Annotated in this window: 28 protein-coding genes and 1 pseudogene; 13 read left to right on the forward strand and 16 right to left on the reverse strand. The window is 71.2% G+C overall.

Annotation, left to right across the window (positions count from 1 at the left end; all coding sequences use genetic code 11):
* Positions 1–52 precede the first annotated feature (52 nt).
* Genes AC3CF1_RS16865 through AC3CF1_RS16875 form a run of 3 tightly spaced genes read right to left on the reverse strand, consistent with a single transcriptional unit; the run spans position 53 to position 2441 of the window.
* Positions 53–880 (reverse strand): beta-keto acid cleavage family enzyme, encoded by an 828-nt coding sequence (locus tag AC3CF1_RS16865; protein ID WP_179781158.1) that lies wholly within the window; start codon positions 878–880, stop codon positions 53–55.
* A gap of 23 nt (positions 881–903) precedes the next feature.
* Positions 904–2016: a CAF17-like 4Fe-4S cluster assembly/insertion protein YgfZ gene (gene ygfZ, locus AC3CF1_RS16870; RefSeq protein ID WP_488450807.1), complete on the reverse strand. Its 1113-nt coding sequence runs from the start codon at positions 2014–2016 to the stop codon at positions 904–906.
* The gene (locus tag AC3CF1_RS16875; RefSeq protein WP_088950387.1) at positions 2013–2441 is read right to left on the reverse strand and encodes a Fur family transcriptional regulator; all 429 of its coding nucleotides are present in this window, start codon (positions 2439–2441) and stop codon (positions 2013–2015) included. The genes ygfZ and AC3CF1_RS16875 overlap by 4 nt, the downstream gene beginning before the upstream one ends.
* A 69-nt stretch (positions 2442–2510) precedes the next feature.
* Here AC3CF1_RS16875 and AC3CF1_RS16880 point away from each other — a divergent pair, with 69 nt between their 5' ends.
* The gene (locus AC3CF1_RS16880; RefSeq protein ID WP_488450808.1) at positions 2511–3389 is read left to right on the forward strand and encodes an aminotransferase class IV; all 879 of its coding nucleotides are present in this window, start codon (positions 2511–2513) and stop codon (positions 3387–3389) included.
* On the opposite strand, the gene AC3CF1_RS16885 is transcribed toward AC3CF1_RS16880, so the two are convergent.
* Complete coding sequence (locus tag AC3CF1_RS16885) at positions 3390–3977, reverse strand: heme-binding beta-barrel domain-containing protein (protein ID WP_099848910.1); 588 nt, start codon at positions 3975–3977, stop codon at positions 3390–3392.
* 55 nt (positions 3978–4032) lie between these two features.
* The gene (gene mtfM, locus AC3CF1_RS16890) at positions 4033–4137 is read right to left on the reverse strand and encodes a small membrane protein MtfM (protein WP_030327764.1); all 105 of its coding nucleotides are present in this window, start codon (positions 4135–4137) and stop codon (positions 4033–4035) included.
* Positions 4138–4149: 12 nt separating this feature from the next.
* Between mtfM and AC3CF1_RS16895 the strand changes: the two genes are divergently transcribed.
* From AC3CF1_RS16895 to AC3CF1_RS16905, 3 genes and pseudogenes are all read left to right on the forward strand, one after another.
* A complete protein-coding gene (locus AC3CF1_RS16895) occupies positions 4150–4524 on the forward strand; it encodes a DsrE family protein (protein ID WP_488450809.1) in 375 nt (124 codons plus the stop codon).
* Positions 4525–4603: 79 nt separating this feature from the next.
* Complete coding sequence (locus tag AC3CF1_RS16900; protein WP_088950391.1) at positions 4604–4984, forward strand: SCP2 sterol-binding domain-containing protein; 381 nt, start codon at positions 4604–4606, stop codon at positions 4982–4984.
* Positions 4981–7034: pseudogene (locus tag AC3CF1_RS16905) on the forward strand (amylo-alpha-1,6-glucosidase). Before AC3CF1_RS16900 ends, AC3CF1_RS16905 begins: the two are co-directional and overlap by 4 nt.
* A gap of 19 nt (positions 7035–7053) precedes the next feature.
* On the opposite strand, the gene AC3CF1_RS16910 reads toward AC3CF1_RS16905, so the two are convergent.
* From AC3CF1_RS16910 to AC3CF1_RS16940, 7 genes are all read right to left on the reverse strand, one after another.
* Positions 7054–7830: a hypothetical protein gene (locus AC3CF1_RS16910; protein ID WP_488450810.1), complete on the reverse strand. Its 777-nt coding sequence runs from the start codon at positions 7828–7830 to the stop codon at positions 7054–7056.
* Between the two features lie 125 nt (positions 7831–7955).
* Positions 7956–8492, reverse strand: coding sequence for a winged helix-turn-helix domain-containing protein (locus AC3CF1_RS16915; RefSeq protein ID WP_354981868.1), 537 nt, complete (start codon positions 8490–8492; stop codon positions 7956–7958).
* A 196-nt stretch (positions 8493–8688) separates the two neighbouring features.
* Positions 8689–9009 carry a DUF1416 domain-containing protein gene (locus AC3CF1_RS16920; protein WP_354981738.1) on the reverse strand — a complete coding sequence of 107 codons (321 nt, stop codon included), beginning with the start codon at positions 9007–9009 and terminating at the stop codon, positions 8689–8691.
* Between the two features lie 2 nt (positions 9010–9011).
* On the reverse strand, positions 9012–9860 hold the full coding sequence (locus tag AC3CF1_RS16925; protein ID WP_088950396.1) for a sulfurtransferase: 849 nt from the start codon (positions 9858–9860) through the stop codon (positions 9012–9014).
* 206 nt (positions 9861–10066) lie between these two features.
* Positions 10067–10144: an Ms5788A family Cys-rich leader peptide gene (locus AC3CF1_RS16930; protein WP_310503780.1), complete on the reverse strand. Its 78-nt coding sequence runs from the start codon at positions 10142–10144 to the stop codon at positions 10067–10069.
* Between the two features lie 92 nt (positions 10145–10236).
* Positions 10237–11025: an LmeA family phospholipid-binding protein gene (locus AC3CF1_RS16935; protein ID WP_210791439.1), complete on the reverse strand. Its 789-nt coding sequence runs from the start codon at positions 11023–11025 to the stop codon at positions 10237–10239.
* 104 nt (positions 11026–11129) lie between these two features.
* A complete protein-coding gene (locus AC3CF1_RS16940; RefSeq protein WP_210925485.1) occupies positions 11130–12188 on the reverse strand; it encodes a hypothetical protein in 1059 nt (352 codons plus the stop codon).
* 243 nt (positions 12189–12431) lie between these two features.
* Between AC3CF1_RS16940 and AC3CF1_RS16945 the strand changes: the two genes are divergently transcribed.
* The 7 genes from AC3CF1_RS16945 (at position 12432) to pstB (ending at position 19549) form a co-directional block, all read left to right on the forward strand.
* Entirely contained in the window at positions 12432–13151 is a 720-nt protein-coding gene (locus AC3CF1_RS16945) for a winged helix-turn-helix transcriptional regulator (protein ID WP_179781168.1), read from the forward strand.
* Between the two features lie 150 nt (positions 13152–13301).
* Positions 13302–14171 carry a polysaccharide deacetylase family protein gene (locus AC3CF1_RS16950; RefSeq protein ID WP_488450811.1) on the forward strand — a complete coding sequence of 290 codons (870 nt, stop codon included), beginning with the start codon at positions 13302–13304 and terminating at the stop codon, positions 14169–14171.
* Between the two features lie 61 nt (positions 14172–14232).
* Positions 14233–15159: a mycothiol synthase gene (mshD, locus tag AC3CF1_RS16955; protein WP_354981740.1), complete on the forward strand. Its 927-nt coding sequence runs from the start codon at positions 14233–14235 to the stop codon at positions 15157–15159.
* A 273-nt stretch (positions 15160–15432) separates the two neighbouring features.
* Positions 15433–16539: a phosphate ABC transporter substrate-binding protein PstS gene (gene pstS, locus AC3CF1_RS16960; protein ID WP_488450812.1), complete on the forward strand. Its 1107-nt coding sequence runs from the start codon at positions 15433–15435 to the stop codon at positions 16537–16539.
* 39 nt (positions 16540–16578) lie between these two features.
* Entirely contained in the window at positions 16579–17670 is a 1092-nt protein-coding gene (gene pstC, locus AC3CF1_RS16965; protein ID WP_354981741.1) for a phosphate ABC transporter permease subunit PstC, read from the forward strand.
* A complete protein-coding gene (gene pstA / locus AC3CF1_RS16970) occupies positions 17667–18755 on the forward strand; it encodes a phosphate ABC transporter permease PstA (protein WP_488450813.1) in 1089 nt (362 codons plus the stop codon). The genes pstC and pstA overlap by 4 nt, the downstream gene beginning before the upstream one ends.
* 17 nt (positions 18756–18772) lie before the next feature.
* The gene (gene pstB, locus AC3CF1_RS16975) at positions 18773–19549 is read left to right on the forward strand and encodes a phosphate ABC transporter ATP-binding protein PstB (protein WP_099848932.1); all 777 of its coding nucleotides are present in this window, start codon (positions 18773–18775) and stop codon (positions 19547–19549) included.
* 144 nt (positions 19550–19693) lie between these two features.
* Here the strand turns inward: pstB and AC3CF1_RS16980 are convergent, their stop codons facing one another.
* A complete protein-coding gene (locus AC3CF1_RS16980) occupies positions 19694–20527 on the reverse strand; it encodes an NUDIX hydrolase (RefSeq protein ID WP_354981743.1) in 834 nt (277 codons plus the stop codon).
* 137 nt (positions 20528–20664) lie between these two features.
* Here AC3CF1_RS16980 and AC3CF1_RS16985 point away from each other — a divergent pair, with 137 nt between their 5' ends.
* A complete protein-coding gene (locus AC3CF1_RS16985) occupies positions 20665–21633 on the forward strand; it encodes a Gfo/Idh/MocA family protein (protein WP_088950405.1) in 969 nt (322 codons plus the stop codon).
* Between the two features lie 53 nt (positions 21634–21686).
* Here the strand turns inward: AC3CF1_RS16985 and AC3CF1_RS16990 are convergent, their stop codons facing one another.
* From AC3CF1_RS16990 to AC3CF1_RS17000, 3 genes are all read right to left on the reverse strand, one after another.
* Positions 21687–22694, reverse strand: coding sequence for an inorganic phosphate transporter (locus tag AC3CF1_RS16990; RefSeq protein ID WP_088950406.1), 1008 nt, complete (start codon positions 22692–22694; stop codon positions 21687–21689).
* A 4-nt stretch (positions 22695–22698) separates the two neighbouring features.
* Entirely contained in the window at positions 22699–23325 is a 627-nt protein-coding gene (locus tag AC3CF1_RS16995; RefSeq protein ID WP_053655020.1) for a DUF47 domain-containing protein, read from the reverse strand.
* Between the two features lie 128 nt (positions 23326–23453).
* Positions 23454–24395, reverse strand: a complete 942-nt coding sequence (locus tag AC3CF1_RS17000; protein ID WP_099848938.1) for a PPK2 family polyphosphate kinase — start codon at positions 24393–24395, stop codon at positions 23454–23456.
* Between the two features lie 134 nt (positions 24396–24529).
* Between AC3CF1_RS17000 and sigJ the strand changes: the two genes are divergently transcribed.
* On the forward strand, positions 24530–25492 hold the full coding sequence (gene sigJ, locus AC3CF1_RS17005; RefSeq protein ID WP_488450814.1) for an RNA polymerase sigma factor SigJ: 963 nt from the start codon (positions 24530–24532) through the stop codon (positions 25490–25492).
* Positions 25493–25512: the final 20 nt, after the last annotated feature.

The raw sequence follows: 25512 nt of genomic DNA on the forward strand, positions 1-25512 counted from the left end.
GTGACCAGGTGGTCCTCCGCCCGGGTGACAGGAGCGTGGGACCGGCCCGGCCTTACAGCCCGAGCAGCTCGCGAGCCTCGGCGGTGGTCAGCGGCGGGCGTTGAGCGAGCTGGGCGAAGCCCACCGCGCGGGCGACCAGTTGCATGTTGGACTCCACCGGACGGCCCTTGGCGTACGTCACCGTGTCCTCCATACCGACCCGCAGGTGCCCGCCGGTCGACAGGGAGGCCAGCAGCACCGGAATCGTGCTGCGGCCGACCCCGGTGGCCGAGAACGTGGTGCCCTCGGGCAGGTCCCGCAGCATCCGGTGCGCCGCGACCAGCGTCTCGGTGGTGCCCGGCATACCGCCCGGCACGCCCATCACGAAGTCGACGTGCACGTGCCCGCCGGCCGGCAGGCCGTACCTGCCGAGCAACCGCTGCAACGCGGACAGGTGGCCGAGGTCGAAGATCTCGTACTCCGGCACGATCCCGCGTTCCTGCATCCGGGTGTGCAGGTCGACGATGAACTCCCAGCGGTTGAGGAAGACGTCGTCGCCGAAGTTGACGGTGCCCATCGTGCACGAGGCCATGTCCGGCCTGGCGTCGAGGACGGCCAGCCGAGCGGCCTCCGGATCGGTCACCGCGCCGCCGGAGGAGAGCTGCACGATCAGGTCCGTGCTCTCCCGCAGCGCCGCCACCGTGTCGGCCAGGCGCACCGGGTCGAGGCTCGGCCGCGCCTCGTCATCGCGGATGTGGACGTGGATCACGGCAGCGCCGAGCGCCTCGCACTCCTTGGCGGTGAGCAGCAACTCGTCGAGGGTCACCGGCAGCGCCGGCACCTCTGCCTTGGCCGACTCAGCGCCGGTGGGGGCCACCGTGATCAACGTCCCTGTCGTCATGCCGGCGATCCTAGACGGCCCGCTCAGGACGGGTCGATCGCCGCCGCGGTCTCCCCGATCATCAGCGCGGCGTCGTCGGAGACGTTCCGCTTGATCACGGCGAGGGCGACCTGACCCAGCTCGTGGTGCAGCACCGCGGTGCCGACGAAGCCGACCGCCCGGCCGTCGAGGGTCACCGGCGTACCGGCCGCCGGCGGCTGGTCGGTGGTCACCCCGTCCAGGTGCAGGAGTACGAGGCGACGCGGCGGCCGACCCATGTTGTGCACCCGGGCCACCGTCTCCTGCCCCCGGTAGCAACCCTTGTCCAGGTGCACCGCCGGGCCGATCAGGTCCACCTCGGCCGGGATGGTGCGGTGGTCGGTGTCCACCCCGACCCGGGGCTGGCGCGCGGCCACCCGGATCGCCTCGTACGCCCAGAGCCCCGCGACCGGCACGCCCGCACCGCGCAGCTCCGCCACGACCTGGTCCATCGCCGAGCGGGGCACCAGCAGGTCCACCCCGAGTGGGCCGCGGCGGGCCCAGCCGCCGATCGGCAGCGGTCGTACGTCGTACCGCGCGCTCGCCCGGAGTGGCACGGCACCGTGCGGGAACTTCGGGCCCGGCACCGCGACCTGGTCCGGCGCGGCGAGCCCGGTCACGCCGAGCGTGCTCAGCGCCTCCGTCGCCGCCGGCCCGACCAGCGACAACAGTGCCCGCTCGGCGGTCGCGTCGCGCGGCTCGACCTTGCTGAAGAACCGCATCTTGTTCAGGTAGGCCAGCAGACCCTCGGTGGCCCCCGGCTCGGTGTCCAACCAGGTGGTCTCGCCGTCCTCCGCGACCATGGCGTGCTGCTCGATGTGGCCGTGCGGGGACAGCACCAGCAGTTCGGTGCCCTCATCGGCGGCCAGTGCGCTCAGGTGCTGCGAGGTGACAGTGTGCAGCCAGCTGGCCCGCTCTTCCCCGGGCACCGCGATGATCCCCCGGTGCGACCGGTCGACCAGACCGACCTCGGTGTCGAGGGTGCGCTGCTCACGCAGCGGGTCGCCGTAGTGTGCGGCCACCCCCCGCACCCCGGCCGCGACATGCGCCGGATCCGGCTGGTCACGGCTGGCCTCGTCGATGCCCTCGACGGCCACCGCGCCCGCGATGTCGATCATTTGTCGTCCCCGTTCTCGCAGCGTACGCAGACGCCGAAAAGTGACACGTGCCCGATATCCACCCGGAACCCCCGCTGCGTGGCCAACTGGTCGGCGAGCGGGCGCAGCAGCTCCGGATCGATCTCGTCGATCGCGCCGCACTCCCTGCAGACCAGGTGGACGTGTTGGTGCTCACCGGCCGCGTGATAGGTCGGTGAGCCGTGCGACAGGTGCGTGTGGGTGACCAGGCCGAGCCGTTCCAACAGCTCAAGCGTGCGGTAGATGGTGGTGATGTTGACGCCGGCCGCGACCTCCCGGACGGCGGTGTGCACCTGCTCCGGGCTGGCGTGCCCCAGATCGAGCACCGCCTGGAGGACGAGCTGCCGTTGGGCCGTCAGCCGCAGCCCACGGGCCCGCAGCATTTCCGCGAGGGAGGATTCGGACACCGTCCGATCATAGTTCGGCCACCAGGCTGCTCCTCACATCGCGATCGACCGCCACTACGCTCGACGGTCATGGTGAAGTCGTCCAGCGGGGAGGACGCGGCCGGCCCGACCGCGCGGATCGCCGTGCTCGGGCGCGGCTTGATTCCGACCGGCGACCCCGTGCTCCGCGGCGACGACCTCGGCGTCCTGCACGGCGACGGCATCTTCGAAACCATGCACCTGCGGCACGGCCGGCCGTGGCTGCGCGACGAGCACCTGGCCCGCCTGGTCGCGGCGGCCTTGGCCATCGACCTGCCCCTACCCCCCACCGCAGCGTTGACCGACCTGCTCGACGAGGTACGCGCAGACTGGCCGACGCCCGTGGAAGGGGCGCTCCGGCTGGTCTGCACGCGGGGCCCGGAGGCCGGCGGCCCCCCAACGGTCTACGCCACGCTGGCCGAGGTGCCGGCGCCTTCCCGGGCAGCCCGGCGGAACGGGATCAATGTGGCCACCCTGCCGCTGGGGGTGCCCGCCGACACTCGCCCGGGGCTGAGCTGGCTGCCGGCCGGGATCAAATCCACGTCGTACGCGGTCAGCAGCGCCGCCCGCCGCTGGGCCGGCCGGGCCGGCGTGGACGACGTGCTGTGGGTCTCCTCCGACGGCTACGCGCTGGAGGGCCCCACGGCCAACGTGGTGTGGCTCACCGACGACACGCTCTGCACGGTGCCGACCGCGACCACCGGCATCCTCGCCGGCACGACCGTCGCCTGGTTGCTCGCCCACGCCGCCGAGCTGGGCCTGGGCGCCGCCGAGCGGCTGGCCACGGTGGCCGAGCTGCACGCCGCGGACGGCCTGTGGTTCACCTCGTCGCTACGCGGAGCCGCCGAGGTGCACACGCTGGACGGGGTGCGTCGGGCTCGCTGCCCGCGCACCCCCGCCCTGCACGCCCTGCTGGGTTTCCCGGTCTAGTCAGCCGCCGACCCGGACGAGCCGGGCGGAGAGGTGCGGGCTGAGACCGTGGCCCATGGCGGCCATCTCCTGGGCGTAGAGCAGCGCACCCTCGACGATGCCGAAGAGTCGCTTCCCACCGGTGACCTCCTTGGCGGTCGGAGTCCGGACCACCGCGTCGGTGGCGAACTCGACCTGGGTGCCGGTGCGCTTGCCCAGGTGCAACTCCATCACCCCGGTCGGGGTGCTCAGCAGCGCCTCCAGCTCGTCGGTCGCGCGCCCGTCCACCAGCACCGGCCGCCACCAGCCGATCTCACGACCGGCCGGCCGGACCGGCTTGCTCTGCTCGTCCAGGATCCAGGCGCGGGACTCGTAGTGCAGGAACGGTCGGCCGTCGTGGCTGATCCGGATCTCCTGCGCGTAGTCGAAGTCCTCGATGGTGGGGAAACCACCCTTGCCCCGGCCGCGCCACAGCCCGATGTAGGGCAGCAGGCCATCCAGCGCGGGGTGCAGCTTCGGCCCGACCCGCAGGTCGTGGCTCTCCTCGAACGGGTACTCCTCGACCGGCGGCGCGTTCAGCCACGGCGGCTGCAGCGGGTTCTCGCTCACAGGGCCACCTTCGTTCGCGACTGCGGGGCTCGCAGACCCGGCTCACTCCTCGCGCTCACCAGCGTCCTCTCGAAATGCGTACGGCAAGGTAGACCAGGCCACCGGCGAGCCCGCCCAGGCCAGCGACCAACAGGCTGACAAACCCGATCTCGGTAACCATCCCGGCCATCCTATGCTGGGCCACATGGCCCGCACTCTCGTCGTCAAGGCCACCGCAGGGGCGGACGCCCCGGAGCGGTGCGCGCAGGCATTCACTGTCGCCGCGACGGCTGTCGCGGCCGGGGTGGACGTGTCGCTCTGGCTGACCGGTGAATCGACCTGGTTCGCGCTGCCCGGTCGCGCCCAACAGTTCGAGCTGCCGCACTCCGCACCGCTGGCCGAGTTGCTGCACGTCATCCTGACCAGTGGCCGGGTGACTGCCTGCACCCAGTGCGCCGCCCGCCGGGAGATCGGCCCGGACGACGTGTTGCCCGGGGTGCGGATCGCGGGCGCCGCGGTTTTCGTCGAGGAGACGTTGGCCGAGGGCGCGCAGGCACTCGTCTACTGACCATCCGACCCGGTGGGGCTGATCCGGGCGGAGTGCCGATACCGACCCGACATCTCGGACCGCTGCCTACGATTCGGATGTGACCGAGGCGGCGGAGAGGTTCTTCGAATCACTGCCGGCGCGCGCCCCGGACGTCCTGGGCGGCCTGGCCGACGGAACCCTGCAGATCGACCTCGGCAGCGACCACCGGACCGAGCACTGGCTGGTCCGGATGCGGCCCGGATCGGTGCAGGTCAGCCGCGAGCGCGGGCCGGCCGACGCCATCTGGTTCAGCAGCGCCGCCCTCTTCGATCGACTGATCACCGGCGAGGCGCAGGGTGTCGCGGCGGTGCTACGCAACGAGAGCACGTTCAGCGGAAACGTGGTGCTCTTCCTCGCCTTCCGTCGGTTCTTCCCCGACCCACCCGGCACCCGCGACCCCCGCGAGGTGGCCCGCCGGGCGGCCAGGCGACCGACGTGAAGGAACTCGTCAGCATTCTGGACGGCAACACCTTCCTGGTCAGCGACCGGCGGGGGGACATCGAGCCGTCCTACGACTTCCCCACCGGGCTGTTCTCCTTCGACACCCGGTTCCTGTCCAAGTGGGTGCTCACCCTGGACGGCCAGCGGCTGCACGCCCTCTCCGTCGACGACACCCAGTCGTACCGCACCAAGTTCTTCCTCGCCCCCGGCGAACCCACGCACTACCTGGACGCCAAGGCGTCGGTGATCCGCAGCCGGGCCATCGTGGGCAGCTTCGCGGAGGAACTGACCGTCCTCAACCACACCGAGGCGGACGTCGAGTTCACCGTCCGGATCGACATCGCGGCCGACTTCGCCGACCTGTTCGAGATCAAGCACCGCCGGCAGAAACAGGGGCGCACCACTGTCACGGTCGCGGAGAACGAGTTGCGGCTGACGTACCGCCGGGAGGCGTTCCACCGGGAGACGACGGTCAGCACCAGTACGCCGGGGCAGGTCGACACCACCGGGATGACCTTCCGGATCCGGATAGCCCGCAACGGCAGGTGGACCACCCGGCTGCGCGTGTCCAGCGTCGTCTTCGGGGCGCGCGGTGAGGACATCCGCGCGACCCTCCCCTACGGCGGCAGCCGCAGCGCGGACGCCATCCGGGCCGAGCAGCAGGAACTGATCGACCGGGCGCCGAAGCTCGGCTGCGACTGCCAGCCACTGGCCGGGGCGTACCGGCGCAGCCTCAACGACCTGGCCGCCCTGCGCTACGAGTCGATCGCCCTGGGCGTGCGGCTGATCGCCGCCGGACTGCCCTGGTTCATGACTCTGTTCGGCCGGGACAGCATCATCACCTCGTTGCAGGTGCTGCCGTTCCTGCCGGAGCTGGTCCCCCCGACCATCCTGATGCTGGCCGGACTACAGGGGCACCGGGTGGACGACTTCCGGGACGAGGAGCCCGGCAAGATCCTGCACGAGCTGCGGTACGGCGAGACCGCCGGCTTCGAGGAGCAGCCGCACTCGCCGTACTACGGGTCGGCCGACTCGACACCACTGTTCATCATCCTGCTCGACGAGTACGAGCGGTGGACCGGTGACGCCACACTCGTCCGCAAGCTGGAACCGCAGGTCCGCGCGGCGTTGCAGTGGATCGACACGTACGGGGACCTGCTCGGCACCGGCTACCTCTGGTACCAGACCCGCAACCCGGAGACCGGTCTGCAGAACCAGTGCTGGAAGGACTCCTGGGACGCCATCTCGTACGCCGACGGCGAGATGCCCGGCTTCCCCCGAGCGACCTGCGAACTTCAGGGGTACGCGTACGACGCGAAGATCCGGGCCGCCCGGCTGGCCCGGACCTTCTGGAACGACCCGGCGTACGCCGACCGGCTGGAGCGGGAGGCCGCCGACCTCAAGCGGCGGTTCGACCGTGACTTCTGGATCGCCGACCGCGAGTACTACGCGCTCGCGCTGGACGCCGACGGGCGGCAGGTGGACGCGCTCACCTCGAACATCGGGCACCTGCTGTGGAGCGGCATCGTGGACGAGTCCCGCGCCGGCAAGGTGGTCGAGCACCTGCTCGGGCCGCGCCTGTTCTCCGGGTGGGGGTGCGGACGCTCGCCGAGGACGAGGGACGGTACAACCCGATCGGGTACCACGTCGGCACTGTGTGGCCGTTCGACAACTCGATCATCGCCTGGGGGCTGTGGCGGTACGGCTTCCGGAATGAGGCCGGGCTGATCTGCGACACGATGCTGGCCGCGTCCCGATACTTCGAGGGGCGGCTGCCGGAGGCGTTCGCCGGCTACGCCCGCGACCTCACCGACTACCCGGTGGAGTACCCGACCGCGTGCAGCCCGCAGGCCTGGTCGACCGGCACTCCCCTGCTGCTGCTCCGGGTGATGCTGGGCCTGGAGCCGCAGGGCGAGCACCTGATCATCGACCCGGCGGTTCCACCGGGCATGGGCCGGGTCGAGCTGCTGGACATCCCCGGGCGGTGGGGGAAGGTCGACGCGTTGGGTCGCAGCCGTGACCCGGAGGATCAGCCAGGCGGCGGCTGATCCGAGCAAACCGCCCGGCTCAACCCGGGCAGCCGACGGTGGCGGCCAACCGGGTCGCGTCCTGGTCGAACTCGGCCAGCACGGTGACCGGGCCGGTGCGGTACGCGTACACCGGGGGTTGGTCCAGCAGTGGGGCGTTGCCGGCCAGCGCGGCGAGCGCGGCTGTCGGCGCGGCCGGCCCGGGGCCCTCAGCGGAACGGACGGTGTGGGCCGACCCGCCACCCGGGCAGGGTGCGGCGACCAGCTCCGGCGCGGCGTCGGCCGGGCGGTCGAGCGCCCGCAGCGCCGCGGTCAGGGCGGCGGCCTCGGGGCCGGCGGTGGCGGCGACCGGTGTGTAGCCGGAGCCGACCGGCCGGCAACCGGTGTCGACGACCACTCGCACCCGGCCGTCCGCGGTTGGCCGTCCCTGGACGGCCACGAACTCTCCGGCGTCGGCGTACAGCTCGATGCCGTTCAGCCCGGGGCCCACTCCGGCCCGCCAGCTCGCTGGCAGGCGCTCGGCGATCCCCTCCAGCACGGTCTGCTCGGAGCCGGTGGGCGCGAGCACCCCGACGTCACGCCGCAGCCTCGCCCCGTCGGCGAACGGGGTGACCCGGCAACCCTCCGCGATCCGAGCCGGGCCCAGCTCCAGCAGACCGGCCGCACCGGCCGCCCGGGCCAGCTCGCCGATCGCCCGGTCGACCACCGGGCCGGCCTGGTCGAGGGACCGCTGCTCGCGCACGGTCGGTGGGTCGTCGCGGACCGACGTCCAGGTGAGCAGGGCCAGCAACACGGCCCAGGCCGCTGTCGCGGCCACCAACACACGCCGCCACGACCGGGCAGGAGGCGGCGCGGTGGGACCGGCCGAAGGAGCCCAACCCGTCTGGACAGCACCGTTCACCCGGCCATGGTGTCACGGGTGTGCCGCCGGCCCACCGGCGGTCAGGTCGAGCGGGGTGGTGGATCGAGCCGGTAGCCGATCCCCTGGACGGTGTGCACCTGCGGCCCTCCCGGGAGACCACGCAGTTTGTGCCGGAGCTGCTTGACGGCGGAGTGCAGGATGGCGCTGCCCCGGTACGGGCCGCCCCACACGGCGGCGAAGAGCTGTTCGTAGCTCCACACCACCAGCGGTGGGCCGATGAGCAGGGCGAGCAGTTCCCGTTCGGTGGGGGTGAGCGGGATCGGGTCCCCGCGCCAGGTGACCCGATGTCCTGCCCGGTCAACGACCAGCTCACCCCACCTGACCAGGCCCTGCGGCACGCCGGGCGGCACGATCGCGGGACGGCCCGGAGCGGCGGGCGGCACTGTCGCGGGGAGGGCCGGCGGCGAGGCGGTCGGCGACGACAACAGCTCGCGCAGCTCGGTCAGGTCGGCGCAGCTGAGCACCGGGCCGAGCCCGTCGAGTTGACGCAGCACCCGCTCCCGCATCGACATGTCCGCGCTGACGCAGACGACGATCGGAACCTCTTCGCCGGACATGCCACCCTCACCCGTGATTTCCACCAGTAGATAGTGACGTATGCCGATTGATTTCGCGGCCCGTCCCGGCGGGACGGCGGTGACCTCCGAGGACCCGTGACCGGCTGTCGCCCACACCACCGGCGCATCGCCGAACACACGACCGGGGCCGACCACCCCAGGAGGGTGACCGGCCCCGGTCGATCAGAGCAGTGGGTCAGGCGACGGTGACGCCAACCTCGTTGACGCCACGGCCAGCGGTGACGGCGGTGTCGCCGTTGCCGTGCCGGGACAGCGCCCGAAGCGTCCAGGAGCCGGGCGCGGCGAAGAACCGGAACTGGCCGGCTGGCGAGGTCACCACCTCGGCGGTGAACTCACCGGTCGAGTCGAGCAGCCGGACGTACGCGCCCGGCACCGGCTCGTCCTCGGCGGAGCGGACGATCCCGGTGATGACGGTTTCCTTCTCCAGGTCCAGACTGGCCGGCAACGGTGCGGCCTGGTCCGGTGCGGCGCAACCCGCGGCGATGGGGAGCGTCATGATCAGGCCTCCCCGGGTTCGTCACCGAGCGCGACCGGCACGCCGACCAGCGAGCCGTACTCGGTCCAGGAACCGTCGTAGTTCTTGACGTTGCGGTGGCCCAGCAGCTCCTGGAGCACGAACCAGGTGTGCGAGGAGCGCTCGCCGATCCTGCAGTAGGCGATGGTCTCCTTGCCGTCGTCGAGCCCCGCGTCGCCGTAGATCTTGCGCAGCTCGTCGTCGGACCGGAAGGTGCCGTCCTCGTTGGCCGCCTTCGACCACGGGACGCTGATCGCGGTGGGGATGTGCCCGGCCCGCTGCGCCTGCTCCTGCGGCAGGTGGGCGGGGGCGAGCAGCCGGCCGGCGAACTCGTCGGGGCTGCGCACGTCGACCAGGTTCTTGGTGCCGATCGCGGCCACGACCTCGTCTCGGAAGGCCCGGATCGACGTGTCCGGCTCCTGCGCGACGTACTGCGTCGCCGGGCGGGCCACCGAGTCGGTGACCAGCGGGCGGGCATCCAGCTCCCACTTCTTGCGACCGCCGTCGAGCAGCTTCACGTCGCCGTGGCCGTAGAGCTTGAAGTACCAGTAGGCGTAGGCGGCGAACCAGTTGTTGTTGCCGCCGTAGAGGATGACGGTGTCGTCGTTGCTGATGCCCCGCTCGGAGAGCAACGCCTCGAACTGCGTCTTGTTGACGAAGTCCCGGCGGACCTGGTCCTGCAGGTCGGTCTTCCAGTCAATCTTGATGGCGCCGGCGATGTGGCCGGTGTCGTAGGCCGAGGTGTCCTCGTCGACCTCGACGAAGACGACGCCCGGGGCGTCGAGGTTCTTCTCGGCCCATTCGGCCGAAACGAGTGCGGTGTCGCGACTCATCGAATCACTCCCTGGTGAGGATGGATGGTGAGCCAACGCGCGAGCATTGATGGGTGTAACTGTCGCACCACGCGCGGGACCCAGCGGAAGGACGGGATCACGGGTTCGTGCGACGGCGCCGCTGCCGGGCATTCGGTGGGATCACCGGAGGGTGCGAGAACCCTGTGCCGGTGGCCGCCGTCAGGCGGCCGGAGACAGCCCCGCCGTCAGATGACGGGGCGACACAGGCAGGTGGCCACGCGGCACAGGTCGACCGCGCGCCGTTTGGTGAGGTGGGTCCCCATGGCCAGGGAGCCTACCAGCCAGTGACGGGGCTGCCACTGAGCCGACCACCATCCGGGAATCGACCGGATCACCGGCCGGATGGGGTTCCGACTCAGCTGACGGAATTGATCGGTACGTTCTTCGCGTCGGCGGTGACCGCCAACCCTTCCGGCAGCGGCCGGACCTCCCGGACGGCGAGTTGGAACGGCAGGTCGGGCAGGGGCACGTCGATGGAGATGTCCTTGGCGAAGTTGTTCAGCAGGCCGCGCGCCAGAGGCAGGTTCGGCAGACCCGTGGCGTCCAGGTCGTTGAAACGCAGGGCGACGGCGCCGTTGTCTGCGACGGTGACGTCGGCGGTGCCGCTGATCGTGATCTTCCGACCGAGGATGTCGGCCGGACCCGTGACGGCGAGCTTGCCGTTCTGCTCGCCAAGCGTGAGCCCCGGACGCTTCAGCAGCGCGGCGAGGCTGTCGTAGCTGATCGTGCCGGTGCCGTTGACCGTGTCCGCCACGATGTCACCCTGGCCGGTGCGCAGAGTGTCCAGTGAGGCCCGGACGTTGCGGGCGTCCACGTCCAGCACCGACAGCCGCACGACGTCGCCCTCGACCGGCGCCTGCACGTCCCGAAGGTTGATGGTGATCCGCTGGTAGCGGCCATCGAGCACCTGGGTGAGGAACGGCGTGCCGCCCACCTCCACATCGGGCTCGGCGGATTGCGCGCCCTGCTTGGTGATCTCCTGGCGGACCCGGTCGGCGATCATCCGCTCGGCGACCCCGACCGCCACCCGGTCGGCGACGACCAGCAACCCCGCCACCACCAGGAGCAGGACGAACAGGCCGATGAGCAGCTTGCGGCCGCGCCGTCGGGGCCGCGCCCCGTCCGCCGGATAGTCCTCCGCCACGCCGCCTCCTGTCTCCACCCGCCGCACCGCGACGGGTCGTCCACACCGGTGCCGCTGCGCGGCGCACCCGTAGGTACCCGACCGGCTCCAGGCTCAACCGTGACTCAGAGGAAGAGCATGCACATCGCGTACGCGGCCGGCGCCGCCAGGGCGAAGCCGCCGAGCGGACCCTGCATGTGCCGGGCCACCCACATGGTGGGCGGTTCTCCGGCCATCAGCCGGCCCGCCTCGGCGTACCCGACGGCGAGGTCGGAGAGCACGGCGGCGACCGCCGCGACCAGGCCGATCACGGCGGCCCGGGTCGGCGTGAAGGGCGCCACCAGGTAGCTGCCGAGAAGTGCGCTGGTCAGCGTGCCGACCATCGCGCCGGCCACCACGCCAGCCGCGCCCCTGGGCACCTGCGGGGCCAGCCGGGGCCAGGGCAGTACGGCGTCGGTGAGCCGGGCGACGGTCAGCGCGACGCCGCTCGCCGTCAGGCAGACGGTGATCGCCTGGGTGCCGGCCGGGATCCGGCTGAGCACGATCAGGGTGCCGAAGGCCACCACTCCGACCACGATGAGCAGCGTGGCGCCGAGGGAGTCGGTGACCCGGACCCGGTCCACGCGACGGACCAGCTGGCCGAGCACCGCGGCGAGGAAGCCGCCGGCGGCCAGGTAGCCCAGCGGCGCCAGACCGGCGACGTCGGTCTGCACCGCGGCGATGTCGGCGAGTGCGGCGACAACGACGCTGATCCCGGCGACCACCAGCATCGCGGGAGGGCGCATGGCGATCGTCCAGGCGAGCACGAAGAGCAACTGGACGCCGAAGATGATGAAGGCGAACGGCAGCCGGTGACCGGGCCCGGACGTCTGCGCGCCGAGCACCAGGCCGACGCCGAGCAGCGCGGCGAAGCCGGCGATGGTCAACGCGAGCTGACGGTGCACCTCGACCGGGGGTATGACCTCCTCTTCCGGCTCGTCGATCTCGTCTTCGGATCGGCGCGCCGGTTCGCCGGAGCGACGGGCCCGGCGAGGCCCACTTCGTTCGCGGCGATCGCCGTCGGTGGTGGCCGGACCGGTGCGCGGCGCGGGCGGGTTGCCGCGCGTCGCTGCGGCGGCCGGGCCCGGGTGGGGCCCGGCGGGCCACGATTCGCGGCCGGCCTCGGGCGAGGTGGAGGGAAACACGACCCGATCGTGCCAGACCGGCGGCCGGACACGACGGTCACGGGTTTCGGCAACGTTAAAATCTGCTCCACGATCAGGGGCAAGGTAGACAAACGGGAAATGGCCAGACGGCGCGGCCGAGGCGATCGGTTACGCTCAACCCCGTTACCCCGCCCGTCAGCGACGCCGGGACCACGCAATTTCTCAGCACACTCCCCCGCGAGTGTGTCTGGTCGCGTGCGGCCGAGCGCCGCCGGGACGGAGGTGATCGTGGAGATCCTGCTGCTGGTGACCGCGCGCGCAGGCGAACCGTCGGCTGTGCTGCCGGCACTCGACCTGTTGCCGCACTCGGTCCGCACCGCGCCGCGTGACGTCCGCACCCTGGTCGCGGGCCCCAGCCCCGACGCGGTGCTGGTGGACGCCAGGTCGGAGTTGAGCGAGGCCCGGGCGACCTGCCGGATGTTGCACGCCACCGGGCTCGGCGTGCCGCTGGTCGCGGTGGTGACCGAGGCCGGCCTGATCGCACTGAACGCCGACTGGGGCGTCGACGACGTCATCCTCGCCTCGGCCGGCCCCGCCGAGGTGGAGGCACGGCTGCGGCTCGCGGTCGGCCGCCTGAGCAACGCGACCGCCGGCGCCGGCGGCTCGATCCGGGCCGGTGAGCTGACCATCGACCCCGACACGTACGCGGCCAAGCTCAAGGGCCGCCCTCTCGACCTCACCTACAAGGAGTTCGAGCTGCTGAAGTTCCTGGCCCAGCACCCGGGGCGGGTGTTCACCAGGGACCAGCTCCTGCGGGAGGTGTGGGGCTACGACTACTTCGGCGGCACCCGCACTGTGGACGTGCACGTCCGGCGACTGCGCGCCAAGCTCGGCTCGGAGTACGAGTCGATGATCGGCACCGTCCGCCAGGTCGGCTACAAGTTCGTCGTCCCGCCGTCACGGTCCCTGCCCGAGGCGGAGCACGCGCCCCTGCCCGTCTGATCGACGAGTCACTCAGCTTTCCTATATGCCCTTTTTGCGCGGCTTGGCGGTTCTATTCTGACTGCCGGGTTTGTCGGAGAAAGGGGCGACGGTGCGCGCAGTGACCACGGGGGCGACGGGTCGGCCTGGCCGGCAAACCGGGCGGAAGCCATGACGCGGGTCAGTTCGACCGCGCGGGCGACGGGAATCGTGACGCTCGTGTTGGCGGCGCTGCTCGGCTCGGCGTACGCGCTGGGCCGCAGCCTCGTCGTCGACCCGACCCCCCGGCATCCCACCGATGTCACCGCGCACGCCGACGGGCCGCACTACGCCGACCAGCCCAGCGACGGCGAGCCGGGCGACGTCCCGAACCCCGGCCCCAGCAACGGCCCCACCGAGGCCGGCCAGGACGGGTCGGAGCGGGACGGCGGCGGCGACAAGCTGTTCGGCGCGCACGCCACCACCGGCTCCCCACGGCTCGCGCTGACCTTCGACGACGGGCCCGACCCGCGGTACACCCCGCAGGTCCTCGCCATGCTGCGCGAATTCGATGTGAAGGCGACGTTCTGCGTGGTCGGCGAGAACGCTCAGAACCACCCCGACCTGGTCCAGGCGATCGTGGGCGACGGCCACACCCTGTGCAACCACTCCTGGCACCACGACGTCGGCCTGGGCGCCCGGTCGGCCGACGCGATCCGGGCCGATCTCCTGCGCACGAACGAGGCGATCAGGGCGGCCGTGCCGAACGCGCCGATCGTCTGGTACCGGCAGCCGGGCGGCGCCTGGACGTACCCGGTGGTGTCGGTGGCGCGCCAGCTCGGCATGACCCCGCTGCACTGGTCGGTCGACCCGTCGGACTGGGATCTACCCGGTGCCGCCAAGATCACCGCGACGGTGCTGAGCCAGGCCGAACCGGGCTCGGTGGTGCTGCTGCACGACGCCGGCGGGGACCGGCAGGGCACCGTGGACGCGTTGCGCCGGATCCTGCCCGACCTGACCGCGCGGTTCGACCTGGAGGCCCTGCCCACCGACCCGACCTGAGTCACAGCTTTCGCTCGGCGACGGACCGGGCGTCACGACACGCAACGGATACGGTGACGGGATGAGCAGCGCGGAGCCGACCAGCGACCAGGTGACCCGGACCGACCGACTGGCACCGGCGGACATCGCCGACGTGCTGGCCCTCGCCAGCTCCGCGGGCGACACCGACGGCGCCGACCCGCTCGACGAGCACGTCCTGCTCCGACTGCGCGACCCGGACGCCCCGGCCGTGCACCTGATCGCCCGCGCCGACGACGGAACCCTGACCGGGTACGCGCACCTGGACACGACCGACCCCGTCGGTGGCATCGGCGTCGAGCTGGTGGTGCACCCCGCGTACCGGCGGCGAGGCACCGGCCGCGCACTGGCCCGGGGCGTGCTCGCCTCGGCCACCGGGCCACTGCGGGCGTGGGCGCACGGCGACCACCCGTCCGCCGCCGCGCTCGGCGTCGATCTCGGGTTCACCCGGGCGCGGGTGCTCTGGCAGTTGCGTCGGCCACTGGCCGCCCCGCTCGGCGAGCCGCGCCTGCCCGACGGGGTGGCGCTGCGCGCGTTCCAACCCGGTGCGGACGACGCGACCTGGCTCAGTCTCAACGCGCGCGCCTTCGCCGAGCACCCCGAGCAGGGCCGGTGGACCTCGGACGACCTGGCGGCCCGCCTTGCCGAGCCGTGGTTCGACCCGGCCGGCTTCCTGCTCGCCGAGGAGACCTCGACCGGGCGGCTGCTCGGCTTCCACTGGACCAAGGTGCACGAGCGCCCCGGTTCGGCCCGGATCGGCGAGGTGTACGTCCTGGGAGTGGAGCCGACCGCCCACGGCGGTGGGCTCGGCCGGGCGCTGACCACCGCCGGGCTGGCGTACCTGCGGGACAAGCGCGGCCTGGACCGGGTGATGCTCTACGTGGACGAGTCGAACACCGGGGCGGTGGCGCTCTACGAACGGCTGGGTTTCGCCCGCTGGTCCGCGCACATCAACTATCACCTGGGCTGACCGCGGTCACCGGAGGGTAACGACCGGGCGTCGGCGGCATAACGCCGAACCGGAAATATACCCATAGTTCCGACAGGTGTACCCCGGTTCACTTAACGGACAACTCACCCTCAGCAAGCGGTCACCTCCGGGGCCGTACGTGTTCACCCTGCGTTCACTTGTGACCGGCGAACCGGCTACCTGGCACTTCTAACTTTCGTGTCAGCCGGTCAGTGCCGGTCCTCGGCCCCCGGGATCGGGGCGCCAAGTCAGACGCGAAGGGAAACCCCTCAGGTGAAGCTCCAGCGGTACGGCACTATTGCCTGCCTCGCCCTTGCCGCGACGCTCGGCCTCAGTGCATGCGGCTCGGACAACAACGAGCCCGCCTCCGGCGCCAGCGCTTCGGGCTCGACCGCCGCGGTCGACTGCGCTACCGGAACGCTGAACGCCCAGGGCTCGTCGGCGCAGAAGAACGCCATGGCCGAGTGGATCAAGGCGTACCAGCAGAAGTGCCAGGGCACCACGATCAACTACGAGCCCACCGGCTCGGGCGCCGGCATCCAGGCGTTCATCGCCGGCACCGCCGACTTCGCCGGCTCCGACTCCGCGCTCAAGCCGGAGGAGCAGCCGCAGGCCGACGCCAAGTGCGTCGGTGGCAAGGCCATCCACCTGCCGATGGTGATCGGCCCGGTTGCCGTCGCCTACAACGTCAGCGGCGTGGACAACCTCCAGCTCAAGCCGGCCACCCTGGCGAAGATCTTCGCCGGCAAGGTCACCAAGTGGGACGACGCGGCGATCAAGGGCGACAACCCGGACGCCAAGCTCCCGTCGACCACCATCCAGACCGTCCACCGCTCGGACGAGTCGGGCACCACCGACAACTTCACCAACTACCTGTCGAAGACCGCTGAGACCGACTGGACCCTCGGCAAGGCCAAGGCGTGGAAGGCCCCGGGCGGCACCGGCGCCAAGGGTTCGGACGGCGTGGCCAGCTCGGTCAAGGGCGCCGACGGCTCCATCGGCTACATGGAGTGGTCGTTCGCCGAGAACGCCGGCCTGAGGATGGCCAAGATCGGTAACGGCGCGGGCGAGTTCGCCGCGCTGACCGCCGAGGCGGCCGGCAAGACCATCGCCGGCGCGGCGATCGACGGCCAGGGCGACGACCTCAAGCTGAAGATCGACTACAACACCAAGGAGGCCGGGGCCTACCCCATCGTCCTGGCGACGTACGAGATCGTCTGCAGCAAGGGCCTCGCGGCCGACAAGTTGAAGCTGGTCAAGGGTCTGCTGGGCTACGCCGCCAGCGCCGAGGGCCAGACCTCGCTGACTGACCTGGGCTACGCCCCGCTGCCCGAGACGGTCCGCACCAAGGTCGAGACCGCGGTCAAGAACCTCTCCTGACCCGACCCCACCACCTCCGCAACCGAATCGAGCGAGCAGATGGGTGAAACCCCTCACCGCTCGGCCGACGCCGGCACCGGCGGGACGCGCGTGACCCAGAGTCACGAGTGGCCCGCCGGTGCCTCGGCGCGTGTGGCCGAGGCACCAGTCAGCACCCGTTCCCCGGGCGGCACCGGACTGGGCGGCGGCGGCGCACTGCCGCGCAGCCGCAAGTTCGGCGCCGAGCGGGCCTTCCGCGGTCTCACACTGGCCGCCGGCACCGCCGTTCTGGTCATCATCGCCGCCATCGCGATCTTCCTGGTCGCCAAGGCGGTGCCGGCCCTCCGCGCCAACACCGAGAACTTCTGGTCCTACGAGGGCTGGTCTCCCAACGAGACGCAGCCGAAGTTCGGCATCGGCACACTCGCCTTCGGCACCGTGCTCAGCTCGGCGCTGGCGCTGCTCATGGCGGTGCCGGTGGCGTTGGGCATCGCGCTCTACCTCTCGCACTACGCACCCCGCCGGCTGGGCACCGCGCTCGGCTTCCTGGTCGACCTCCTCGCCGCCGTGCCGAGCGTGGTGTTCGGCCTCTGGGGGCGGGACATCTTCATCAACCCGGTCCGGGACTTCTCCGTCTGGCTGAACGAGTACTTCGGCTGGATCCCGATCTTCGGCGGTGACGGCCCGTTCGGTAAGTCGATCATGCTGGGTGCCCTGGTACTCGCGATCATGGTGCTGCCGATCATCACCTCGCTCTCCCGCGAGGTGTTCCTCCAGACGCCGACCGCGAACGAGGAGGCCGCCCTCGCCCTGGGCGCCACCCGCTGGGAGATGCTCCGCACCGCGGTCCTGCCCTACGGCCGCCCGGGCATCATCGCCGCGGTGATGCTCGGCCTCGGCCGGGCGCTCGGCGAGACCATCGCCCTGGCGCTGACCCTCGGCATCACCTTCGGCATCTCGTTCAACCTGATCCAGAACGGCGGCAACACCATCGCCGCCAACATCGCCAACGCGTTCGGCGAGGCGAACGAGACCGGCCGGGGCGCGCTCATCGCCTCCGGTCTGGTGCTGTTCACCATCACGCTGATCGTCAACATCACGGCGCGGGCGATCATCTACCGCCGCCGGGAGTTCACGGAGTCGGCCGCATGACCACAACCGTCACCTCCCACCGCACCCGGCCGCCGGCCCAGCCCGCCTCGCTGCGGGCCAGGCGGCTACCCCGGTACGCCGCCCCGGCCATCGCCGTGGCAGCCCTGGTGCTCTCCGCCGTGATCGTCTACGGCACCGACATCGGCGGCCCGGTCCTCGTGGTCGTCCTCGGCGCGATCCTCTACCTGGTTGGGCTCTTCGCCGCCGCCAACACGGTCGAGGGGCGCCGGTCGGCGCGCAACCGCACCTGGAGCGCACTGATCCACTCCGCCTTCGTGCTGGCGGTGCTGCCGCTCGTCTCGGTGGTCTGGACGCTGGTCAGCAAGGGCGCCGAGCGGTTCGACGCCAACTTCTTCCAGACCTCGATGAACAACATCGGGGCCCGGGACGCCAACGGCGGCGCGTACCACGCCATCGTCGGCACGCTGGAGCAGGTCGGCATCGCCACAGTGATCACCGTCCCGCTCGGCGTCCTCTGCGCGATCTACATCGTCGAGTACGGCCGGGGCAAGTTCGCCTTCGCGATCCGGTTCTTCGTGGACGTGATGACCGGCATCCCGTCGATCGTCTCCGGCCTCTTCGTGCTGGCGTTCTGGGTGCTGGTCGTGTCGCCGTGGTTCAACGACGGCCGGCCGAGCTTCTCCGGCTTCGCCGCCGCGCTCGCGCTGAGCGTGCTCATGCTGCCCACCATCGTCCGGTCGACCGAGGAGATGCTCCGCCTCGTCCCGGCGCCACTGCGCGAGGGCGCGTACGCGCTCGGCGTACCCAAATGGAAGACCATCCTGCGCGTGGTGGTGCCGACGGCACTGCCCGGCATCGTCACCGGCGTCATGCTCGCCATCGCCCGCGCTGCCGGCGAGACCGCGCCCGTGCTGCTGGTCGCCGGCGGCGGCGCCGCGATCAACACGAATCCCTTCGAGAACAACCAGTCGTCGCTGTCCCTCTTCGTCTACCAGCAGGCCGGTGACGCGTCGAAGTACGCACCGGCACGGGCGTGGACCGCGGCACTCACCCTGGTCGCCCTCGTTCTCATCCTGACGATCGCGGCGAAGCTGCTGGCCCGTCGCAACCGGCTCAGCCGATGAACCCCGGAGGTACCACCATGGCCAAGCGCGTCTCAGCCTCGAACGTCACCGCGTACTACGGCGGGTTCAAGGCGATCGAGAACATCAACCTGACCGTCGAGCCGAAGACGGTCACCGCCCTCATCGGGCCGTCCGGTTGCGGCAAGTCCACGTTCCTGCGGTCGATCAACCGCATGCACGAGGTGCTGCCGGGTGCCCGGGTCGAGGGCAGCCTGACCATCGACGACCAGGACATCTACGACCGGGACGTGGACGTCACCGCGGTCCGGCGCACGATCGGCATGGTCTTCCAGCGGCCGAACCCGTTCCCCACCATGAGCATCTTCGAGAACGTGGTGGCCGGGCTGAAGCTCAACGGGGTCCGCAAGAAGTCGATCCTGGAGGACGCGGCCGAGAAGGCGCTGCGCTCGGCGAACCTGTGGGACGAGGTCAAGGACCGGCTGGGTAAGCCCGGCGCGGGCCTCTCCGGCGGTCAGCAGCAGCGGCTCTGCATCGCCCGGACCATCGCGGTCGAGCCGCAGGTCGTCCTGATGGACGAGCCGTGCTCGGCCCTGGACCCGATCTCCACGCTGGCAATCGAGGACCTGATGTTCCAGCTCAAGGACAAGTTCACGATCATCATCGTGACGCACAACATGCAGCAGGCCGCGCGGGTGTCGGACCGGACGGCCTTCTTCTCGATCGAGAAGACCGGCGACCCGGGTCGGCTGATCGAGTACGACAACACCCAGAAGATCTTCAGCAACCCGAGCGTGAAGAAGACCGAGGACTACATCACGGGCCGCTTCGGCTGAGCCGCATACCCCTACCCAGACCGCGGCCAAGATCCGCGCAACTACCCGGATACTGCTGCCTCCCGCACGCCCGAGGCAGCAGTATCCCTGAAGTTGCGCGGATCTTGACGGTGCGCGTCGGACACGCGCGCCGCCGGCAGCGGGTCAGCTCAGGACGAAGCGGGGTTCGCCGTTCGGGGGCAGGTCCAGGCGCGGGGTGACCGGGGTGGCCGCGTCCCGTTCCGCCGCCGCTCGCGCCACTCCGGCCAGGTCGCCGGCCGCCGCAACCTGCGCCAGCGTGACCAGGGTCGGCGGCAGCATGGTCAGTTCCCCGGCCTGGGCCCGGGCCAGCGCGTCCGCCGGCCGGATCCACAGGGTGTGGTCGGCCTCGCCGGAGACGTCGCGGGTCCGCTGCCCCGCCGGCAGCAGGGCGACGAAGAAGTACGTGTCGAAACGGCGCGGCTCGAACTCGGGAGTGATCCACCGGCTCCACGGCAACAGCAGGTCCGACCGCAGGGTGAGTTGACGCTCGGCGAGCAGCGCGGCGAAGCCCAGCCGGCGCCCCTCCAGGTCCTGCCGGGCGGCCTCCCAGTCGTCGCCGCTGACGTCGCCCACCACGGTCTCGCGGTCCGGGCCGGCGAGCAGCACGCCCGCCTCCTCGAAGACCTCCCGGGCGGCGGCGCAGACCACCGCCTGGGCGGCGTCCGGGGCCACCCCGAGTCGCCCGGCCCACTCAGTGGGTGCCGGTCCGGCCCAGTCCAGGTGTGCCTCGGAGTCGGAGCGGTCCACCCCGCCGCCGGGGAAGGCGTACATCCCGCCGAAGGTCATGGCGGCGACCCGGCGGATGACGTACACCTCGAAGTCGGCGTCGGTCGGACGCAGCAGCAACACGGTGGCCGCGACCCGCGGCGTCGCCGGGGTGCCACCCTCGGCCTGGAACCGGCGGGCGTGCTCGACCAGTGCGGCCGGGGCGGCGAAGCCAGCGCTGTCGATCGTCATGCCGCGAGCCTAGTTCCCCGACCGGCGGGGCTGGTTGGTGTGCCAGGCACCGCGATGCGGCAGAGGTTTGGCGGACGCGCCATCGGTCATCGGGCCGGGCGGCGGGTGGTTCACCTGGCTGGGCTAGCGTGCCCGACATGACTCGTTGGGGCATCCTGGCCACCGGCCACATCGCCAGCCGTTTCGCCGAAGACCTCCGGCTGGTGCCGGACGCCGAGCTTGTCGCGGTCGGCTCCCGCGCCGCGGAGAGCGCGCAGCGCTTCGCCGACACCTACGGCGCGAAGCGCGCGTACGGCTCCTGGGTGGAGCTGGCCGCCGACCCGGAGATCGACGCGATCTACGTGGCTACCCCGCACTCCGCGCACTACGAGGCGGCTATGACCTGCCTGACCGCCGGGCGCGCGGTGTTGTTGGAGAAGCCGTTCACCCTCGACCTGGCCACCAGCACCGAGCTGGTGGACACCGCCCGCGCCTCCGGGGTCTTCCTGATGGAGGCCATGTGGATGCGGCTGAATCCGATGATCCTGCGGGTGGTCGAGCTGATCGCGGACGGGGCGATCGGCACGGTGACCGGCGTCCGGGCCGACTTCGGGGTGGCCGGACCGTTCCCGCCGGAGCACCGGATGCGCAACGCGGCGCTGGGCGGGGGCGCCCTGCTCGACCTGGGGATCTACCCGATCAGCCTGGCCCACCTGCTGCTGGGCGTGCCGCAGCACATCCGCTCCTGGGCGCAGCTCGGCCCGGAGGGGACGGACGAGAACACCGGCATGCTGTTCGGCTATGACACCGGAGCCTTGGCGACCCTGAGCTGCGGCATGGTCGGGTTGAGCGGGCAGACTGCCTCGATCACCGGCACCATTGGGCGGATCGACCTGCCGGAGCCGTTCTTCCGGCCCGGTTCCGTGACAGTGCACCGGGCCGGCGCGGAGCCGGAGACGATCGTCGCCGACGGGGCCGGCAACGGCTACCAGTACGAGGCGATCGAGGTGCAGCGCTGCCTGGCCGCCGGCCTGACCGAGAGCCCGGTGGTGCCGCATTCCACGACCCTTGAGGTGATGGCGCTGCTGGACACGGTCCGCGAGCAGATCGGCGTGCGCTACGTCTGACGGAACGGGCCCCTTGTTGACGCGCGAGGCGTCGACAAGGGGCCCGGGCCGGGTCAGCCGAAGAGCGGCCGGACCAGCAGGTAGGTGACGCACGCGATCAGCGCGGCGGCCGGGAACGTGACGATCCAGGCGAGCACGATGTTGCCGGCGACGTTCCAGCGGACCGCGGAGAGCCGCTTGGTCGCGCCCACACCCATGATCGCCGAGGTGATGGTGTGGGTGGTCGAGATCGGGGCCTTCAGCACCAGGGCGTTGAAGTAGAGCACCGCGCTCGCCACCGTCTCGGCGGCGAAGCCCTCCGGCGGACCCAGGTCGATGATCTTACGACCGAGGGTGCGGATGATCCGCCAACCGCCGGCGTAGGTACCCAGGGCGAGCATCGTGGCCGAGGTCCAGAACACCCAGCCGGGGATGTGCGTCTTGTCGTCCTGGAAACCGCCCGTGTACAGGGCGAGAACCACGATGCCCATGGTCTTCGCGGCGTCCTGCATGCCGTGACCGACCGACATGGCGGCTGCCGAGACGGTCTGGGCCCACCGGAAGCCACGGTTGAGCTTGCCCGGCTGCCCCTTGCGGAACAGCCAGAGGATGGCCAGCATCAGCACGTAGCCGAGGGTGAGACCGACGATCGGCGACAGGATCATCGGCAGGATGACCTTCTCGCCGATGGTGACCCACTGCACGATGCCGCCGGTGGACAGCAGGGTCGCGCCGACCAGACCGCCGAAGAGCGCGTGCGAGGACGACGAGGGCAGACCGAAGTACCAGGTGATCAGGTTCCAGGCGATGGCGCCGAGCACACCGGCGAAGACCACACCGAGGCTGGCAACCCCGGTGGGGAGCGTGACCAGACCGTCGCCGACGGTCTTGGCCACCCCGGCGCCGAAGTGCGCGCCGACGAAGTTGCCGACCGCGGCGAGGCCGAGGGCGATCCGGGGTGTCAGCGCCCGGGTGGAGACGCTTGTTGCGATCGCGTTGGCGGCGTCGTGGAAGCCGTTGGTGTAGTCGAACGCCAGGGCCACCGCGATCACCGCCAGCACGGCGATGAGTTCAGGGGACACCGGCTCAGGACTCCTTGACGGCGATGGTCTCGACGGTGTTCGCCACGTGCTCGAAGGCGTCGCAGGCGGCCTCCAGCTCGTCGGCGACCTCCTTCATCTTCAGCACCGTCAACGCGTCGTACTCGCCGGAGAAGAGGCGGACGAGCAGCTGCCGGTTGATCCGGTCGCCCTCGTTCTCCAGCCGGTTGCACTCGATCCAGTAGTCCTCAAGATCCTTCATCGACTTCAGCCGGGGCATCGCGTCGGCGGTCAGCTTGGCCTGCTGGTCGAGCACGTTCACCATCTCGTGCAGCTCACGGGGCAGCGCCGGCAGCTCGGTCAGCCCGTACAGGTAGAGCAGGTCACCGACGGCCTCCAGGTGGTCCATCACGTCGTCCAGCAGCGAGCCGAGCCGGTAGATGTCCTCCCGGTCGAACGGCGTGATGAAGGTCGAGTTGATCTTCTTGTACAGGTCGTGGGTGATCTGGTCGCTGTCGTGCTCGACCTCGGTCAGCCGCTCGCTCACGGACTGCACGTCGACACCGGGCAGGGCCAGCTCGTTGAGCAGCGCGGTGCCCCGGACCAGGTTCTGCGCGGCCCTGGTGAAGAGCTCGTAGAAGGCGCCCTCGGTGGGGCGGAAGGAAAACTTCACAGCACAGACCTCGTCGCGTCGGTGGAAGGGTGGCGGCGCCCGAAGAGCGTCCGCTCGGTGAATGCTAGGAGCCGACAGAACCGCGAATTCGCCGGCCCACCCCTGGCCAAGCGTCATTCACCGCTCGTTCACCTGCTGTTCATCTCGGCCGTCCCACCCGCACCCGGTCCCCCAGCAAGCAACCGTTCCCGCTCTTGAGCCACGTCGAAATCGGCAGCCGGATACCCCAGATCAAGCGTGTCGAACGTCTCACGCAGCAGATGGGCCACCGCCCAGTCCCGATACCACTTGCGGTCCGCCGGCACCACGAACCAGGGCGCGGCGTCCGTCGCGCACCGGCTGAGGGCCTCGGCGTACGCGGCCTGGTAGTCGTCCCAGTGCCCCCGGGAGTCGATGTCGGAGGGGTTGTACTTCCAGTGCTTCTGCGGGTCGGTGAGCCGTTCCAGCAGGCGGTTGCCCTGCTCCTCGTACGAGATGTGCAGCATCACCTTGACCACTGTCATCCCACCCTCGGTCAGCTCCCGCTCGAACGAGTTGATCGCGTCATAGCGGGCCCGCCAGGTCGCCTCCGGCACCAGCCCGCCGACCCGGGCGATCAACACGTCCTCGTAGTGCGAGCGGTTGAACATCCCCACGTACCCCGCCGGCGGCAGCTCCCTCCGGATCCGCCAGAGGAAGTCGTGCCGCAACTCCTGCCGGGTCGGCGGCCCGAACGAGCGGATGTGCAGACCCAGCGGGTTCATCGCACCGGCCACCCGCTTGATCGTGCCGTCCTTGCCACCGCAGTCCATCGCCTGGAGCACCAGCAGCACCCGGTGCGCTGGCTGCTCCGACCCGGTCTTGGCCATCGCGAAGAGCATCTCCTGCTGCCGGCCCAACTCTCCGCCGACCAGCTCCACCTGCTCTCGCGCCCAGGCCTTACGGCGCTCACCGCGACCGACAGTCTCCGGCAGGCCGGGCGTGGAACGGGGGTCGATCGCGCCGAGATCCACCGGTGCGGTGACCCGCAGCAGCTCCCGCACGGAGCCGCCGGCCGGTGCCACGATCTGCCCTTGCTGGGGTGCGCTCATCCACGGATCATCGCCCACCCCCAGGCCTTCCGCCCGTCGAGGGCCACCCCTCGGGTGACGGGCGGGGCTGCCAGCGCGTGCGGTCGACGGGAGGATGTAGGCCAGGACGGTGCCGACCGGGAGGGTGGTGGGTCGTGCGGGACCTGGCGACGGAGTTCGAGGCCGAGCGGGGCCGGCTGCTCGTGGTGGCCCACCGGATGCTGGGCAGCCGCAGCGAGGCGGAGGACGCGGTGCAGGAAACCTGGCTGCGCTACGCCGGGGCGCTCGCCGACCCGACGGCCCGCGCCGAGATCCGTGAACTGTCCGCGTGGCTGACCACCACCTGCGCCCGGATCTGCCTGGACGTGCTCCGCTCGGCCCGGGTGCGGCGGGAGGCGTACCCCGGGCAGTGGCTGCCGGAACCGGTGGTGAGCGCGGTGGGCGGCCCGTCGTCGGACGCGTACGCCGCGGACCCGGCGGAACGGGCGGTCCGCACCGACCAGGTCGGCGCGGCGTTGCTGGTGGTGCTGGAACGACTCGCGCCGGAGCAGCGGGTCGCTCTCGTGCTGCACGACGTGTTCGCGGTGCCGTTCGCCCGGGTCGCCGACGCGCTCGGCACCACCGAGGTGGCCGCCCGTCAGCTCGCCTCCCGCGCACGGCGGGCAATCACCTCGTCGGACGTCCCCCGGCACACCGCCGACCTGGCCGAGCAGCGCCGGGTGCTCGAAGCGTTCGTCGCCGCCACCGAGTCCGGCGAGCTGGACCAGCTGCTCCGGGTGCTCGCGCCGGAGGTGGTCTTCGTCGGCGACTCCGGCGGGCACTTCCCCGCGGCCCGGCAGCCGGTGCTCGGCGCGGCGGCGGTGGGTCGCTTCACGCTCGGCCTGTTCGGCCGTGCCGGCCGGTACGCCGACCGCGTGCGGTCCCGACCGGTTCTGGTCGACGGCGCGCTCGGCCTGCAGATGGAGACGGTGCACAGCGACGGGCGGCCGATCCGCCTGGTCACCGCGTTCGCCGTGGACCAGGGCCGGATCACCGCCATCTACAACCAGCTCAACCCCGAGAAACTGACCGGCCTGGTGCCGTTGGGCGACGACGACGCCTGGCCGCCGCGCTGGTGAGCCGACCGAGCGGGGGTGCG

The sequence above is a fragment of the Micromonospora sp. MGP-C2 genome (assembly GCF_057766525.1).